This is a genomic window from Ochrobactrum sp. SFR4 (assembly GCF_019730395.1).
Lineage (GTDB): Bacteria > Pseudomonadota > Alphaproteobacteria > Rhizobiales > Rhizobiaceae > Pseudochrobactrum.
In genome coordinates, this window is sequence record NZ_JAAPBB010000007.1 from 125,514 (window position 1) to 141,664 (window position 16,151).

13 protein-coding genes and 1 other RNA gene are annotated in these 16,151 nt (G+C 51.3%); 12 read left to right on the plus strand and 2 right to left on the minus strand.

The genetic code is table 11. From position 1 onward, the window contains the following. The first annotated feature begins 51 nt into the window (after positions 1–51). Both HBA93_RS10895 and metF read left to right on the plus strand, forming a co-directional pair. On the plus strand, positions 52–1,038 hold the full coding sequence (locus HBA93_RS10895; protein WP_121991471.1) for an ArsR/SmtB family transcription factor: 987 nt from the start codon (positions 52–54) through the stop codon (positions 1,036–1,038). 165 nt (positions 1,039–1,203) lie between these two features. After that, the gene (gene metF / locus HBA93_RS10900; RefSeq protein WP_121991470.1) at positions 1,204–2,100 is read left to right on the plus strand and encodes a methylenetetrahydrofolate reductase [NAD(P)H]; all 897 of its coding nucleotides are present in this window, start codon (positions 1,204–1,206) and stop codon (positions 2,098–2,100) included. Positions 2,101–2,854: 754 nt separating this feature from the next. On the opposite strand, the gene HBA93_RS10905 is transcribed toward metF, so the two are convergent. Further along, on the minus strand, positions 2,855–4,111 hold the full coding sequence (locus HBA93_RS10905; protein WP_502910090.1) for a lytic murein transglycosylase: 1,257 nt from the start codon (positions 4,109–4,111) through the stop codon (positions 2,855–2,857). A gap of 176 nt (positions 4,112–4,287) precedes the next feature. Then, complete coding sequence (locus HBA93_RS10910; RefSeq protein ID WP_121991468.1) at positions 4,288–5,115, minus strand: glycoside hydrolase family 25 protein; 828 nt, start codon at positions 5,113–5,115, stop codon at positions 4,288–4,290. 316 nt (positions 5,116–5,431) lie between these two features. Here HBA93_RS10910 and HBA93_RS10915 point away from each other — a divergent pair, with 316 nt between their 5' ends. The 10 genes from HBA93_RS10915 to HBA93_RS10960 all read left to right on the plus strand — a co-directional run bounded on the left by HBA93_RS10915 (position 5,432) and on the right by HBA93_RS10960 (position 16,050). Beyond that, positions 5,432–5,857 carry a hypothetical protein gene (locus HBA93_RS10915; RefSeq protein ID WP_121991467.1) on the plus strand — a complete coding sequence of 142 codons (426 nt, stop codon included), beginning with the start codon at positions 5,432–5,434 and terminating at the stop codon, positions 5,855–5,857. 199 nt (positions 5,858–6,056) lie between these two features. Beyond that, positions 6,057–6,794 (plus strand): J domain-containing protein, encoded by a 738-nt coding sequence (locus HBA93_RS10920; RefSeq protein WP_121991466.1) that lies wholly within the window; start codon positions 6,057–6,059, stop codon positions 6,792–6,794. Then, positions 6,784–7,614 (plus strand): N-acetylmuramoyl-L-alanine amidase, encoded by an 831-nt coding sequence (locus tag HBA93_RS10925; protein ID WP_221723341.1) that lies wholly within the window; start codon positions 6,784–6,786, stop codon positions 7,612–7,614. Before HBA93_RS10920 ends, HBA93_RS10925 begins: the two co-directional genes overlap by 11 nt. 243 nt (positions 7,615–7,857) lie before the next feature. Beyond that, entirely contained in the window at positions 7,858–8,559 is a 702-nt protein-coding gene (locus HBA93_RS10930; protein ID WP_121991464.1) for a lytic transglycosylase domain-containing protein, read from the plus strand. Between the two features lie 215 nt (positions 8,560–8,774). Continuing rightward, positions 8,775–9,187: RNase P RNA component class A (gene rnpB, locus HBA93_RS10935), an RNA gene on the plus strand. Between the two features lie 566 nt (positions 9,188–9,753). Next, entirely contained in the window at positions 9,754–10,827 is a 1,074-nt protein-coding gene (gene rsmH / locus HBA93_RS10940; RefSeq protein WP_221723342.1) for a 16S rRNA (cytosine(1402)-N(4))-methyltransferase RsmH, read from the plus strand. Further along, positions 10,824–11,261, plus strand: a complete 438-nt coding sequence (gene ftsL, locus HBA93_RS10945; RefSeq protein ID WP_022711358.1) for a cell division protein FtsL — start codon at positions 10,824–10,826, stop codon at positions 11,259–11,261. Before rsmH ends, ftsL begins: the two co-directional genes overlap by 4 nt. After that, positions 11,258–13,072, plus strand: a complete 1,815-nt coding sequence (locus HBA93_RS10950) for a peptidoglycan D,D-transpeptidase FtsI family protein (protein WP_121991463.1) — start codon at positions 11,258–11,260, stop codon at positions 13,070–13,072. Before ftsL ends, HBA93_RS10950 begins: the two co-directional genes overlap by 4 nt. An 87-nt stretch (positions 13,073–13,159) precedes the next feature. Beyond that, entirely contained in the window at positions 13,160–14,614 is a 1,455-nt protein-coding gene (locus HBA93_RS10955) for a UDP-N-acetylmuramoyl-L-alanyl-D-glutamate--2,6-diaminopimelate ligase (protein WP_221723281.1), read from the plus strand. Further along, complete coding sequence (locus tag HBA93_RS10960; protein WP_221723282.1) at positions 14,611–16,050, plus strand: UDP-N-acetylmuramoylalanyl-D-glutamyl-2,6-diaminopimelate--D-alanyl-D-alanine ligase; 1,440 nt, start codon at positions 14,611–14,613, stop codon at positions 16,048–16,050. Before HBA93_RS10955 ends, HBA93_RS10960 begins: the two co-directional genes overlap by 4 nt. Positions 16,051–16,151 lie beyond the last annotated feature (101 nt).

Consider the following 16,151-nt stretch of genomic DNA (forward strand, 5'->3'; position numbering starts at 1 on the left):
TGCATAGATCACATAAACATATCTTTATGTGTTTTAAATGCGGAGTGTGGTATGACAGGCAAGCCTTTGGCTCTGGAAGAAATGGTGGAAGTGCTGAAGGCTGCGGCAGAACCAAGCCGCTTGCGTATTCTGACGCTGCTTGCGGGCGGTGATCTGACCGTCTCTGATCTGACATCCATTCTCAACCAGTCACAGCCGCGTGTATCGCGCCACCTCAAATTGCTGAGTGAAGCAGGGCTGATCAGCCGCTATCAGGAAGGGTCATGGGCTTATTTCCGTTTGTCGGAAACCCCGATCCATCAGGGGCTTTCCCGTGCGCTGATCGGCTGGCAGGACAATCAGGATCCGCTGCTGTTGCGCGATCAGGAACGTCTGGCACAGGTGAAAGCCGAGCGTCACGAACGTGCGACTGCCTATTTTAGCGCAAATGCTGAAAGCTGGGATCAAATCCGTTCGCTGCATATTGATGAAACGATGGTGGAAGATGCCCTGCGCGGTATTGTCGGCGAACAGGCTTTCCAGTCTATGCTGGATATCGGCACCGGTACCGGCCGTTTGCTGGAAATGTTCAGCCCGCTTTATGTGCGCGGTGTCGGCATTGATATCAACCGCGATATGCTTACTGTTGCGCGCACCAATCTGGATCAGGCAGGTGTTGCCCATGCGCAGGTGCGTCAGGGCGATATATATGCGCTGCCGGTTGACCGCGACGGTTATGATCTGGTGACGATCCATCAGGTGCTGCACTTCCTTGACGAGCCGCAATCGGCCATTCGTGAGGCTGCCCGTGCGCTGCGTCCGCAGGGGCGCTTGCTGATCGTGGATTTTGCGCCGCATGATCTGGAATTTCTGCGTGACGAACATGCGCATTTGCGGCTTGGTTTCAGTGACGAGCAAATGACCGGCTGGATGAAGGCAGCAGGGCTGGAACCGGAGAAAATTGAAGCACTTGAGCCGCAGGGCGGACAGGCTTCCGGTCTGGTGATTAAACTGTGGCTGGCCCGTGATCCGCGAATGCTGATCGCCGATGCTGCCTGAGGCACACTTTGAGGCGCATCGGCATTATTGAGTAGCATTCCAATGTTTAGCTTTACATCATTCAGATGTGGGCAGGCACAGTTTTGATTTTCTTCATGGTGAAGTGGCCATGAATGTTTTGCCTCATGGTGCACTCCATGACGGAGAGAGTAACGGAGATTTCCGATGTCTAGTTTTGGCCAGCAGCGCCGTTCCGAGAGCGCGCATCCGATCCGTGTGTCCTTCGAGTTTTTCCCGCCGAAAACCGAGGAGATGGAAGAGCGTCTCTGGGAGACTGTGACGCGTCTGGCGCCGCTTAATCCGGCTTTTGTTTCGGTGACCTATGGTGCGGGCGGTTCTACCCGTGAGCGCACCAATAAAACCATTGCCCGTATCATTAAAGAAACGTCCATTACGCCTGCCGCGCATCTGACCTGTGTGGATGCGACCAAGGAAGAGGTCAATTCTATCGTCCGCTCCTTTGCATCTTTAGGCGTGACGCGCTTTGTGGCACTGCGTGGTGACCCTGCAAGCGGTATCGGTGAAGCCTATCAGCCGACACCGGGCGGCTATCAGAATGGTGCCGATCTGGTGGCAGGTCTCAAATCGATTGCTAATTTTGATATCAGCGTCTCTGCCTATCCGGAAAAGCATCCGGAAAGCCCGGATTTTGCAACCGATATTGAGATGCTGCGACGCAAAGTCGATAATGGTGCGACCCGGGCGATTACACAGTTCTTCTTCGATAATGATCTTTATGAGCGTTATGTGGAGCGTGTGCGTCGTGCGGGAATTTACATTCCGATTATTCCGGGTGTTTTGCCGATCCATAATTTCAAACAGGTGGCAAATTTCTCAAAGCGTGCAGGGGCACGCATACCGGCATGGCTGGCAGACCGTTTTGACGGACTGGAGAATGATCCGCAAACACATATGCTGGTCTCAGCGGCGCTGGCAGCCGAGCAGGTGAATGATCTGATTGAACGTGGTGTGAATGATTTTCATTTCTACACCATGAACCGCTCGGATCTGGCTTTTGCGATTTGTCATTTGCTGGGCGTGCGGGCACCGGTAGCGGCCTGAAAATATATATTATGAAACGAAAAAGCCCTGCGGAAAATACTTCCGCAGGGCTTTCATTTTTAAAAATGACAGGACTTGATTTATCTACTTTTGCGGAATGCCGAGAATGCCGGTAGTATCTGTAAAAGTGATGCCTGCAAAATGTCTCTTATTAAAACTGTAATCTGTATTTTTCTGATTGTGAAACCGAAATGCAGATATCAGATCAGCTGCTGAAATTCAGATGCTGACTATGTGAGGTCAGGGAAGTACACCGACAATCATTGCTGCGACAAAAACAAAAGCTGCGCAAAATACCAAGGCATTGATTGAACGCGTTAAACCCATATGGATTGCCTCCTAAGCAGGTTGTAAGTTCAGTTTTCAAATGCCGTATGAACAACATTCAAAGGCTGGAAAGTCACTCCTGACAAAGTCCGTTTTGACGGACTATACCGGAGCCGCTTCTCTTAACTCTAAACCGGAAATGCTAATTCCAGTCCTTTTAACCACCCATGCAGAAGGCATGGTCTGACGATCAAATTGACTGTTTTTTAACTGTGTCAGCACATTTCCCGTTTGTGTCATTTTATCGACATAAACGGCCAAAGAAAAGTCTAATTTCAAGGGAGGGCGTTGGAAGCAGTGGCGAAGTCGGGTTTCGCTATCCGTGCAGAATTTTAAATTTGTAAAAAATACAATATGTTAGTCAGGTGTCAAAAGTTTTGATGCCGCCGTAAATTTTTTTACAGACGGCATCAAAATCCCACTAAATTTATAGCTTTTCGAGTAATTCACGTGTCGGCCATGAATCGGCAGGCATGCCCAAACGCAGCTGTTCTGTGCGCACAGCATCTCTGGTCATAGTGCCAAAAACACCATCGATTCGACCCATGTCATAGCCGCGCACAACGAGCTTGTTCTGCAACTCTTTCAGCTCTTCAGTTGAAAGACCGGCTTCCGGTGTGCCGAGCAGGAACGGCTCGCCGCCAGCCAGACGTGATGCAAAATAGGCCGCGGTCGTGGCGTAAACGATGGACTTGTTCCATTCGACGAAAATATCAAAATTGCGGTAGGAGAGGAATGCCGGACCTTTACGCCCCATCGGTATGAGCAGGGAGGCATCACCGTCATCCGCGCCGAGTGCGCTGCCATTTACAGACTTTACGCCCCAGCCGTTCCATTTCGAATGTGGCAGACGATAGGTGCGGATGGAATTTTCCCATGGCAGGTCCTGTGTCAGCTGTACAGTTTCCAGCCATGGCTCACCACGCTGCCAGCCGAGCTCAGACAGCATACGGGCGGCTGTCATCACCGCATCGGCCACACTGTTGCGCAAATCCACTTTGCCGTCATTGTCGCCATCGACACCGCGCTCAAGATAATCTTTCGGCAGCAATTGCATCTGGCCGATTTCGCCTGCCCAAGCGCCTTGTGTGCCGGCATCAACAACGCCTTTATCCATCAGTTTCAACAAGGCGATCAGCTGCGGACGGAAAAGCTCCGGACGGCGGCAATCATGAGCCAAAGTGACGAGGGAGTTCAGCGTATCAAAATCGCCCTGAATAGCACCGAAGTCCGTTTCCAGTCCCCAGAATGCAGCAATCACCGGTCCCGGAACGCCATAGGTATCTTCGGCCTTTTTGAAGACATCTGCATATTTAACGAGATTTTCGCGGCCTTTTTTCAGGCGCTGTTCGGAAATCAGACGTTTGGAGAATTCGGCAAAAGTCAGGTTGAAAACAGTTTGCGTGCGGTCACGCTTCAATGTGCGTTCATCAAGCTGCGCTTTATGCAGCTCTGTCATTGCCTTGTCTGAGATGCCGGCTGCTTTGGCTTCAGTGACAACGCCTTCAAGCCAGACATTATAATCACCGCCGCAGGCCGGTTTTTCGATTACAACTGCTGCCGGTGCGGATGGTGCAGTTGAGGGAGTTGCAGGCTGTGCCGTTGTGGCAAAAGCAAAGCTTGCAGTAGAGAGAAGAGTAGCAGCAGTCAGAAGTGGTTTAAAAACTGATCTGAAGGCAGACAAGGAAGCAGGGCGTGACATAACTCAGTTCTTTCTGCAGCAGGCCTCAGTAAGGCCTGTCTGTTTTGGTTGATCTGACCGGTTTTGACCAGAGCGTTCAAATTTTCTGAGTGATGTCCTGCATAATCATTTTGTGAAAAAGAAGGTGTTAAAATCAGATTCACGTACTAAGCGTGATTTTATCTGACTTTGTTGCTTTCCAGCCACTTTCTCCACTGGGCATGATTGCCTGCGAACACATTAATATCAGCATCGCCTTTGATACCCGGAATTGTACCCGTTCCGGTATATTGCCAGAAGACCCACGGATGAGGACCGTATTTTTCATCCGGATGACCGGCTGTGGAGCGCAGCCAGAACGGATAATCGCTGAAACTGCGCAGTTCATTGTCATCGAAGAAATCAACCGTGGTATAGATGACTGGTTTTTTGCCGTAATGACGCTCGATCATGGTCAGGAATGTACGCATTTCCTTGCGCACAACAGCCGGATCAGGGCGAAGTTTACAGGATGGCGACAGTGGGTTCCATTCCATGTCCAGAACCGGCGGCAAAGCACCCGGATCTTTCGGCACATTACGGATATACCAGCGCGCCTGATCGGCTGCGCTGCGGCAGAAATAATAGAAATGATAGGCACTGCGCGGAATGCCGGCCGCGCGTGAGCCTGCCCAATGTTCAGCAAAGCGGTCATCAACGCGGTCGCCGCCTTCTGTTGCTTTAATAAAGACAAAAGAAACGCCGCTGCTGCGCACTTGCTGCCAGTCTACTTTGTCCTGATATTTGGAGACATCAGTGCCATGTACCGGATAATGCCACGGGGTTTTACCGGTATAGTCATGGGGCTTGCGATCATAGAAGCGCGGCGCTTTGGCGCCGGATGAAGGGAGAGCGATTCCTGTGCCGGAGACGGAACCTGCCGCCGGTTTCACATCTGAAAAATCATAATCCACAGATGTACATGCACTCAGCACAAGGCTGAAAACGGCAAGTGCTGCTGGCTTCATCGGGTATCATCTCACAATAATCACAGGGAAATCATGAATGCTTTCTTACTTCAAAAGGTTAAATTTTTCCTTTAGAGGGACAATGATAATTTTTGCCGAAAACGGAATGAAGACAGACGCATCTTTTCTCAGATGGTCAATGTCCTGTGCCAAACTATTTGATTTATAAATATTTTTTGATTGGCAGGGTCATAACTTATACAGGTTTAACAGGAATACTGTCATAATTACCGGAATAAAAAGCGGAACAATTAAATATTTCCGGCATTAACTGAGAGATTGTAAGCGCCTTGGTGAAGGTGGCTGAGGAGGTCAAATGTATCGTCTGCTGGCTTTTATCCTTGCTGTCGGTGTGCTGACCGGTCTGGTCTTTTCCGGCGGATTTTTGACGCATGACAAGACCGCAGAAAAACAGACTGACAGTGTTGCAGCCGTAATTGCTCATTCGGAGCAGGAATTGCAGTCAAAGGCCGATCAGGAACTGGCTGAAATTGATGCCAAAGCGTCGCAGAACAGTGTTGCAGGTCCTGCTGTGCTTTTACCGGAGCTGAAGAAACCGCTCACGGAAGAAGATGTGAGGGTTGCAGTGCAAAAAGCCGGTGATGATGCGGAGAAAACTGCTTTGAGTGTCGGTCAGACGTCAGATCAGGCTGCGGCAGCTAAAAAAACTGCAGAAGATTTTGTACGTGTGCGCATGGAAAGTCAGATGCGCACGGAACAGTCATCTGCAAAGTCCATGTAAGCCTGGATGTAAGACTATAAGAGCATTTCAGGTTTGGTGTGAATTGCCGGAAATGTTCTCTGCTTTATGCTTTTACACGCCTCGTTCCGGGCAAGGCTCGTAGTGTTCCGGTATTGACCATAAGCAATGTCGGCTGAATTTCATTCAACTCTTCGCGCTTGATGGTTTTCATCAGAGTTGTTTTGAATTACATAAGCTTATGTCGATTTGGTCCAGTATCGCTGATTTTTTAACGCAGACGGCTTACAGTGCGTTTTCCGGAGTGATTGAAGCCGTCCGCACCTATTTTGAGGGTGATGCGGAAACACGCCGTCGCGTTGCTTTTTCCATCGCTATGATCGCGCTGTCTGCCAAAATGGCCAAAGCTGATGGTATTGTCTCACAGCACGAAGTACGGGCTTTTCAGGATATTTTTGAAGTGCCGGAAAAAGAGGCGGATCACGTCTCAAGGCTGTATAATCTTGCCAAACAGGATGTGGCCGGTTTTGAGAGCTATGCCCGTCAAATTGCTTCACTGTGTCGTTCCTCGCAGCAAAACGGAGCGGATGAGCCTTGCGGTGCGCTTTCCGATGTTCTCGACGGTTTGTTCTATATCGCCAAAGCCGATGGCTATGTACACGATAAGGAAATGCAGTTCCTGCGGCGTGTAGCTGAAATTTTTGGTATTGAGGAAGACGAGTTTTTGCTGATCGCCGGAAGGCATGTCAATCTCGGCCCGTCCGATCCTTATGCTGTTCTGGGTTTAACGCGCGGAGTAGGATATACCGAGGCCAAGCAGCATTATCGCAAACTTGTGCGTCAAAACCATCCGGATCTGGTGATCGCCCGCGGTATGCCTTATGAATTTCAGAAAATAGCCAATCACCGTCTGGCTGCGATCAATGCAGCATGGGCGACACTTGAGAAACAACTGGGTCAGCATGACTATGCAGGATAATTCAACACCGGAAGCCGGTTTGGCACAGAACAATCAGGCAGCTCCGCGCGCCTTGCTGAGCAAAGCGGACTATGAGGGCGCTGTTATTGATGCATCTGCCAATTTTGGTCCGCGTAAAGACGGCAAAGAACCGCGCTTTCTGATCCTGCATTATACGGGGCTTGCGACTGCGCAGGAGGCGCTGGATATTCTCAAATGCCCTGAACGAGAGGTCTCGGCACATTATCTCGTGCATGAAGATGGTCAGGTTGTGCAAATGGTCGCGGAAAGCGAACGTGCATGGCATGCAGGTCAAAGCTGCTGGAAAGGGGAGCGGGATATCAACTCCGCCTCTATTGGTATTGAAATCGTCAATCCGGGTGTTCTGGAGAATTTTCCGCTTTTTCCTGATGCGCAGATTTCATCTGTTATCTCTCTCTGTCGCTCTATTTGTGAGCGCTATAATATTGCGCCGGAGAATGTGCTTGCCCATTCTGATATTGCACCGGAACGTAAGATTGATCCGGGTGAGAATTTTCCGTGGGAGGACCTGTTTAAAGCGGGGATCGGTCATTGGGTTGAGCCGGCACCAATCCGTGGCGGGAGATTTTTTGCCATGGGAGATCAGGGGCAACCGGTGGAGGCCTTGCAGTCCATGCTGGCTATGTATGGTTATGATATCGCCATCAACGGCGAGTTTAACGAGCGGACCAAAGTGGTGATGAGCGCATTTCAGCGCCATTTTCGTCCAAAACAGATTGATGGTGTGGCAGATATCTCAACAATTGAGACACTGCACAGGCTGATTTCGATGAATTTACGTGAAACCGTAACCAGCTGATTTTTATAAAAACCTTATCGTTAACAGCCAAGTAAATTCCGCAATTGTTACAGTTTTTAGTAAACTGTGATTTGTGGCGACAATCTTCGGCTGCATTTCCCCGTCAGATACAACCTCAATTTCCTTGAGCAAGTCTGGTGATGGGGCGGACTGTTTCCCAGAAGGAAGGGCGTTGAAAGCTGGTTTTGCATGTCTTGCAAAACTCTTCGACGGATTATGCAACAGTTCCAACGGTTAAGGTTTATGATTAAAAAAATTGGATTTTTATGCGCTCTCAGCGGGGCGGTGGTTTCGTTCGGTCTGACACCAGCCATGAGTGCACCGGTACTTGAAAAAACAAATCTTGTAGACATCCTGAAAGCGAAAAAAGAAGCTTCAGAAAAAACTGCTGCAAAAAAGAGTGAAGCGGGTAAAAACAAGTCTGATGCCAGTCGTACGGCCTATCAGAAACAGGCTTCCGGTACTGCCAAAATGCCGGTTATTGAGCGCCGTTCCGCTCGCACCCGTATTGATCTGAATAAACAGATCAGCGGTAAAGCAGAAACCAAGCAGGCGCAGACAGACAAATCAGGCAAGCCTTATTCCGGCATCATTGCCCGTTATGCCTCTTCTTATGGTGTTCCGCTGGCGCTTGCTCATGCGGTTGTGCGTCATGAAAGCAATTATCAGCCCCATGTTCGCGGCAGCGCCGGTGAAATCGGCCTGATGCAGATCAAGCTTGGTACTGCACGCGGTCTTGGTTATACCGGTTCGGCAAAAGGTTTGTATGATCCGGCAACCAATGTGCAATATGGCATGAAATATCTTGCACAGGCACAGAAGCTCGGCGGTGGTTCAACCTGCGGCACAATCCTCAAATATAATGCCGGTCACGGCGCCAAGCGTATGAATCCGACATCTGCAAAATATTGCAGCAATGTTAAAGACTTCATGCGTTCATTCTAAGATGCGCAATTGCGACTGTTAACTGAAGTCAGTTAACTGCAAATGCTCTATGCCTGTTTATATTCAGGCTCTGGCGGGACAATTTGTACGCCATAACCTAAATCTAAACAGCCCTTACACAGCAGGGCTGAGATTTTGTACAAAAGCTGGGTTTCCGTTGCCGGAACCCAGCTTTTTTATTGCGTTTTATGGCAGATCAAGCCTATAGACGCATGTCAGCCGGTCGGGCAGCCGCGCTTGTTCAATACCGAAAGGTGGCAAGTGAGGAAAGTCCGGGCTCCATGGAAACACGATGCCGGGTAACGCCCGGCGAGGGTGACCTCAGGGAAAGTGCAACAGAGAGCAGACCGCCTGCCATTGTCCTTCGGGACATCGGGCAGGTAAGGGTGAAAGGGTGGGGTAAGAGCCCACCGCGCTGCCGGTAACGGGAGTGGCACGGTAAACCCCATCGGGAGCAAGACCGAATAGGGACGGCGCATCAGGCTTCGGTCTGGTAATCGGTTTCCGGATAGCCGTCCGGGTGGGTTGCAAGAGGCGGGTGGCGACATCCGTCCCAGATGAATGGCTGCCGCGTCGGGCTGGAAACAGTCCGGCCATACAGAACCCGGCTTACAGACCGGCTGACAAATCTGTTTGAAATTATAGAGCATGTCCCCCAAAAGCGGACACCGCCTGTGCGGGGAAATCAGTTCGCTGGGCTGATTTCTATTCCCGCTTCGATGGGATAAAGACATGCGTACAACAAACGGTTAGAGCGAATGCTATGAATTCGATTAAACGCGACATGCTCTTGCGGTGAAATGAACGACATATAAAGCGTCATTTTAACCGCTGATAAATCATAACTGCGCTCGTATAATAACCCTTCCTTAATATTAATATTGGATAAATTTATTCACGGCGTATTGCGTGTCCGGCCGGCTGCGCAATCGCAAAAATCGATAATATGGCAACGTTCGGAGCGGTTTTTGCACCTGCGTTGACGCCTACCTTACCCCGGTGGTATTTCTTAATGCAGTTTGTTGCGTCCAGACTTTGTTCAGTTTCCAGACATTTTGTGCTGCATCCGGCATTAGCCGGTATGCAAAATGCTGAAATCTGCAGCCGCGGTTTACCCGTTGGCACGCAAGGATCTGCCGTTCTCACGCAGGGTCCGCTGAAGAAAGCAATACAATGACAGGACCGAAGGAAATTATGGTTCCGGAAGCGCAGGCAGACAAACTGACACCGCACGCTGATACACAGGCGGGCGCATCAGAGCATGAAGACTATTCCCGCCATATTCCGGTTATGCTGGAAGAGGTTGTCAGTGCTTTGCAGCCTGAAGCGGGTAAACTCTATGTGGACGGCACTTTCGGCGCGGGTGGTTACACAAAACGAATTCTCAAAACCGGTGCCGAGGTTCTGGCCATTGACCGCGACCCGAATGCAATTGCTGCCGGACAGGCGGTGGTTGCAGAATATCAGGGACGTTTGCGTCTGGTGCAGGCACGCTTCTCCCAGATGGAAGATGTGCTGAGCGATGTGCAGCCTGACGGTGTTGTACTGGATATCGGTGTTTCCTCGATGCAGATTGATGAGGCGGATCGCGGTTTTTCTTTCCAGAAAGACGGGCCGCTGGATATGCGCATGTCCTCGCAGGGCCTGAGCGCCGCTGATGTGGTCAACCAGTATAAAATGGGTGATCTGGCGCGCATCTTTAATTTTCTCGGTGAGGAACGTCATGCCGGACGCATTGCGCGCATGATCGAAAAACGCCGTGAAAGTGAGCCTTTCAGTCGCACCCGTGATCTTGCCAATGCGATTGAAATGCTGGTCGGGCGCCATCCGAAAGACCGTATTCATCCGGCGACACGCGTTTTTCAGGCACTGCGTATTTATGTGAATGACGAGCTGGGTGAACTGGCGCGTGCATTGATTGCCGCAGAACGTTCGCTGAAGCCGGGCGGCCGTCTGGTTGTTGTGACATTCCATTCATTGGAAGACCGTATTGTGAAACGCTTTTTTGCAGATCGTGCGGGCGGCGGCGGCGGATCGCGTCATCTGCCGGAAGCGCATATGCGTCAGGGCAGTTTCACGCCTGCGGTCAAAGGGGCAGTGGGTGCCAGCGAGGAAGAGGCGGAGCGCAATCCGCGCGCGCGTTCGGCCAAGCTGCGCGCCGGTATCCGCACAGAATACCCGTCGCTTAAAGCGGATTACAGTATTTTCGGCCTGCCAACCCTGCCTGTTCTGCCAGAAACTGATAATGCGAAGAGGAAATCATCATGATGCGAACTATAGATATTATATTGATCGCAGTCATGCTGGTGGCGGCAACCGTGACCTATAAGATCAAACATGATGCTGAAAAGCAGGTGGTTGAGATCAAGAAGATTCAGCGTCAGATTGCCTTTGAAAAAGACACGATCAATCTGCTGAAAGCCGACTGGAGCCTGATGACCCAGCCGAACCGTTTGCAGCGTCTGTCCGATATTTATCAGTCACAGCTGAAATTGCAGCCGGTTGATGTGACGCAGATCGGTCTGTTCGATGATATTCCGATGAAACAGGCTGATGATATTGAAAAACTGATCGGTGGCAGTGCCGATCTGATTGCATCTGTTGATACGATGAGCACAGGCAGTGTTGCGCAAACTGCGCCGGCCGGTGCGGTTTCAAATGCGGCACCGATGCGTGTTGTGGTTCCGGGAGTGCGGCCATGAGTGGAAAAAGCAGCTGGTTCCGGCGTAAAAACAAAAAATCCTCATCAGATGATGCTCCGGTTCTGGGGCAGGCACCTGAATTTGACAGTGCCGCGCTTGAGAGTGAGCGCGGCATTGCCACGTCTCCGCTTAATGACAGTGTTGCCTTTGCCGGAAACCGTAAAAAACATGGAAACCGCGCGCGTAATCGTCTGATTATGGCGATTTCCTGCTTTGTCGGTATTTACGCGGTGATTGGCGGCCGCCTCGTTTATTACGGTATGCAGGGCGGCGATAATGAAGGTTATCGCGCCGGTGCGGCCAGCACGCTTGCAGCACGGCCGGATATTCTTGACCGCAACGGCGAAGTGCTGGCGACTGATATCAAAACAGCTTCGCTCTATGCCGAGCCGAAAAAGATTGCCGATCCGGACGAAACTCTGGAACTGCTGGCAACGGTTCTGCCTAATCTTGACTGGGAAAGCACCTATCGCCGCCTGAAGAGCGGTGCAGGTTTCGTATGGATTCAGCGCGGTTTGACACCACGTCAGCAGAGCCAGATCATGGCACTGGGCGTGCCGGGTATCGGTTTCCGCACTGAGAAATCCCGTTTCTATCCGGGTGGCCCGACTGCTTCTCACATTCTCGGTCTGGTGAATATCGACAATCAGGGCATTGCCGGTATGGAAAAATATATCGACAGTCAGGGCTTGAGCGATCTGCGTATGGCTGGTCTTGCCCAGCCGGACAATCTGGAGCCGTTCCGCCTGTCGATTGACCTGCGCGTTCAGCATATTATGCGTGACGAACTGGTACGCGCTGTTGAAAAATACCGCGCGATTGCTGCCGGTGCTGTGGTGCTGAATGCCAAGACCGGTGAAGTCGTTGCTATGGCTTCGGTGCCGGATTTTGATCCGAATAATCCGTTTAATGCACTGGAAAAAGATCGTCTGAACCGGATGTCTGCTGGTACCTATGAAATGGGTTCGACGATTAAGAGTTTTACCACGGCGATGGCGCTGGATTCCGGTAAGTTTAATCTGGAAAGCAAGTTTGATGCGACCCGTCCGATCACGATCGGCCGACAGACCATCCGCGACTTCCACGGTAAAGCCCGCTGGCTGACACTGGCGGAAGTGTTTATTTATTCCTCCAATATCGGTTCGGGTAAAGAAGTTGATGCGATTGGTATTGAAGGCCATCGCGAGTTTCTGAAGCGCGTCGGTCTGCTGGATCGCATGCAGACCGAACTGCCGGAAGTTGCACGTCCTGTTGAACCGCGCGTGTGGAAGAAAGTGCACTCCATTACTATTTCCTACGGGCACGGCATGATGACCACGCCGTTGCAGACGGCCGTTGCCGCTGCGGCGCTGGTCAATGGCGGCAAGCTTATTCCGCCGACATTTGTACCGCGTACACAAGAAGAGGCCAATGCGATTGCCACGCAGGTGCTGAAACCTAAAACCAGCGATGACATGCGCTATCTCTATCGTCTCAATTCCGAGATCGGTTCCGGTCGGCGCGCTGAGGTGAAGGGTTATCGTGTCGGTGGTAAGACCGGTACAGCGGAAAAGGTTATCAACGGCCGTTATTCCAAAGATGTCCGTTTTAACGCGTTTCTTGCCGCATTCCCGATGGATGACCCGACTTATGTGGTTCTGACCATTATTGATGAGCCAAAACCGGAGGAAGGCAAACTTTCTGCGACTGCCGGACTCAATGCTGCCCCAATGGTTGCAAATATCATTCGCAGGTCAGCATCATTCCTGGGTGTGTCGCCTGACTTTGCGCAGGATAATGCACCAATTCTGGCAGCTTATGAAAATGACTGATCTGAGCAGGGGATCAATGTGACGTAATAATGCCTTGAGCACTTATTATGTCACATGAAATGAATTCAAAATCGGGATCTGAATGGCATGAAACTTCAAGATATCGCAGCCTATGTAAATGATATGACGGACTCAGTGGCACAGACTGAGATTTCCGGATTGAGTTCCGATTCCCGTAAGGTACAGAAGGGCAGCTTGTTTGCTGCTCTGAAAGGCGTAAAAAATGACGGTTCGGCCTATGCGGCTGATGCTGTTAAACGCGGTGCAGTTGCAATTCTGGCCGATGAAGACATGAATGCCGAGGGCATCACTGTGCCTGTGCTGCGCAGCAAAGACCCGCGCCATGCGCTGGCAATGGCTGCTGCAACATTCTATGGCAAACAACCGCAGATTATGACTGCTGTTACCGGTACCAGCGGTAAAACCTCTGTGGCTTCCTTTACACAGCAGATTTGGGCCTATGCAGGTTTTGCGGCCGCAAGTATTGGTACAACCGGCGTTTTCTCCCCGACACGAAATGAATATGGCTCGCTGACAACACCTGATCCTGTGGAACTGCAGAAGCTACTCGCAGAGCTGGCGGATGAAGGTGTGACCCATGCCTGTATGGAAGCTTCATCGCATGGGCTGGATCAGCGTCGTCTGGACGGCGTGAAGCTGACAGCCGCAGCCTTCACCAATCTCGGCCGCGATCATATGGATTATCATCCGACGGTTGAAGATTATCTCGGTGCAAAAATGCGCCTGTTTGATACGCTGCTGCCAAAAGGTGCTCCGGCGATTATTTTTGCGGATGATGCCTTTTCACCACAGGCGATTGCAGCCGCTGTTGCGGCCGGTTCTGATGTCAAAACTGTTGGCCGTAAAGGCGATTTCATTACACTGAAACGCGTGGAACATGAGCGCCATCGTCAGCATGTTGAGCTGAGCCATGCCGGTAAGATTTACGAATTTGCTTTGCCGCTGGCCGGTGATTTTCAGGTGGCGAATGCGCTGGTTGCAGCCGGTCTGGCAATTGTCTCCGGTGTGCCTGCGGATGCGGCTTTCCGTGCATTGGAGCGTCTGAAAGGTGCGCCGGGTCGTCTGGATCTGGTTGGTTCCACTGAAGACGGCGTGCCTGTCTATGTGGATTATGCCCATAAGCCTGACGCACTGGAAAATGTGCTGACTTCAGTTCGCCCTTTCACGACCGGTCGTGTGATTGTGGTGTTTGGCTGTGGCGGTGACCGCGATAAAGGCAAGCGTCCGATCATGGGGGAAATTGCCACCCGTCTGGCCGATGTGGTGATTGTCACCGATGATAATCCGCGTTCGGAAGTACCGGCGGTGATCCGCTCTGAAATTCTGACTGCCGCGCCAAATGCACTGGAAATCGGTGACCGACACGAGGCTATCCGCCATGCTGTGCTGCTCGCACAGGCCGGTGATACAGTTATTATTGCGGGCAAGGGGCATGAAGAAGGGCAGACCATCAATGATGTGACGCTGCCATTCTCGGATCATGCAGAAGTTGCCCGCTCGCTTGAGGCGCGTTTTAAATGAGTGATTTGCTTTGGAAATCGTCTGACATGGTAAAAGCGATGGAAGGGCGGCCGGTTGGTCACCTTCCTGAAGGTATTACCGGTATTTCGATCGATTCCCGCACATTGCGAAAGGGTGAAGCCTTTTTCGCGATTAAAGGTGATATGTTTGACGGGCATGATTTTGCGACCGCTGCTATGGCTGCCGGTGCAGGTTTGCTGGTTGTGACCGAAGCGCGTTTGCCTGCTCTGGGTAAACTACAGGTGCCGATGATTGTGGTGGATGATGTGCTGGCCGCACTGACCCGCCTTGGCATTGCTTCCCGCGCACGCTCAAAAGCGCAGATTATTGCTGTTACCGGTTCTGTGGGCAAAACCACCACCAAAGAAGCCTTACGTCATGTTCTGTCCGATTGCGGAAAGGTTCATGCTTCCGCCGCTTCATTCAATAATCACTGGGGTGTGCCGCTGACTTTGGCACGGATGCCGGAAGATACCGATTATGGTGTTTTTGAAATCGGCATGAACCATCATGATGAAATTCGCCCGCTGGTGAAAATGGTTCAGCCGCATGTGGCTGTCATTACGCTGATTGCGCCTGCACATCTGGGGCATTTTGCTAATCTCGAAGAAATTGCCGTTGCCAAAGCAGAGATTTTCGAAGGCGTTCTGCCCGGCGGTTATGCGCTGCTGAACAGGGATGACAAACGCTTTAAACAGCTGGAAACGCTGGCTGTTGCGGCTGGGATTGAGCACATTGCCACTTTCGGTGAAAATGCCCGTTCAACCTACAAACTGCGTGATCTGGTGATGAAGACGGATTGCTCCTGTATCACGGTTTCACTCGGCGGTCAGGAGGCGGCTGTGAAGATCAGTGCTCCCGGCCGGCATATCGTACAGAATATGCTGGCGGTGATGGGCGCTGCACATCTGGTCGGCGCGGATATGACGAAAGTTGTGCTGGCGCTGGCAAGTCTGCAGGCTGAAGCCGGACGCGGCGCGCAATATCGTCTGCGCCATGGTGACGGCACATTCACGCTGATTGATGAGAGCTATAATGCCAATCCGGCATCTATGCGCGCTGCACTGTCACTGCTTGAGTCCACTGAGCCGCAAGGCGAGGGGATAGAGAAGGGACGGCGCATTGCAGTGCTTGGCGATATGCTGGAGCTGGGCAAGCAATCTTCCAAGCTGCATGGTGATCTGGCACGCCCGATTGTGGATGCGCATGTGAATATGCTTTTCATCGGTGGCGCGCATATGAGTGCCCTGAAATCCGCAATGCCTGCAGAAATTCAGGTTGAGTATCGGGAAAGCGTTGACGAACTGCTTCCACTTGTAGTCAAAGCAGTGCGTCCCGGAGATGTGGTGATGATTAAATCGTCAAAGTCGATCGGCTTTGTGAAAATCGTCAATGCATTGCTGAAAAAATATGCCGTCTCTGAGGCAGCAGAATAAACAGGCCGGTTTTACGCTTAAAGTGTAAAACCGGATTTTCATATACAGTCATAGCTGGCTGCTAAAGAATAACAGGAACTAAGCACTGCATTTTGTGTAAT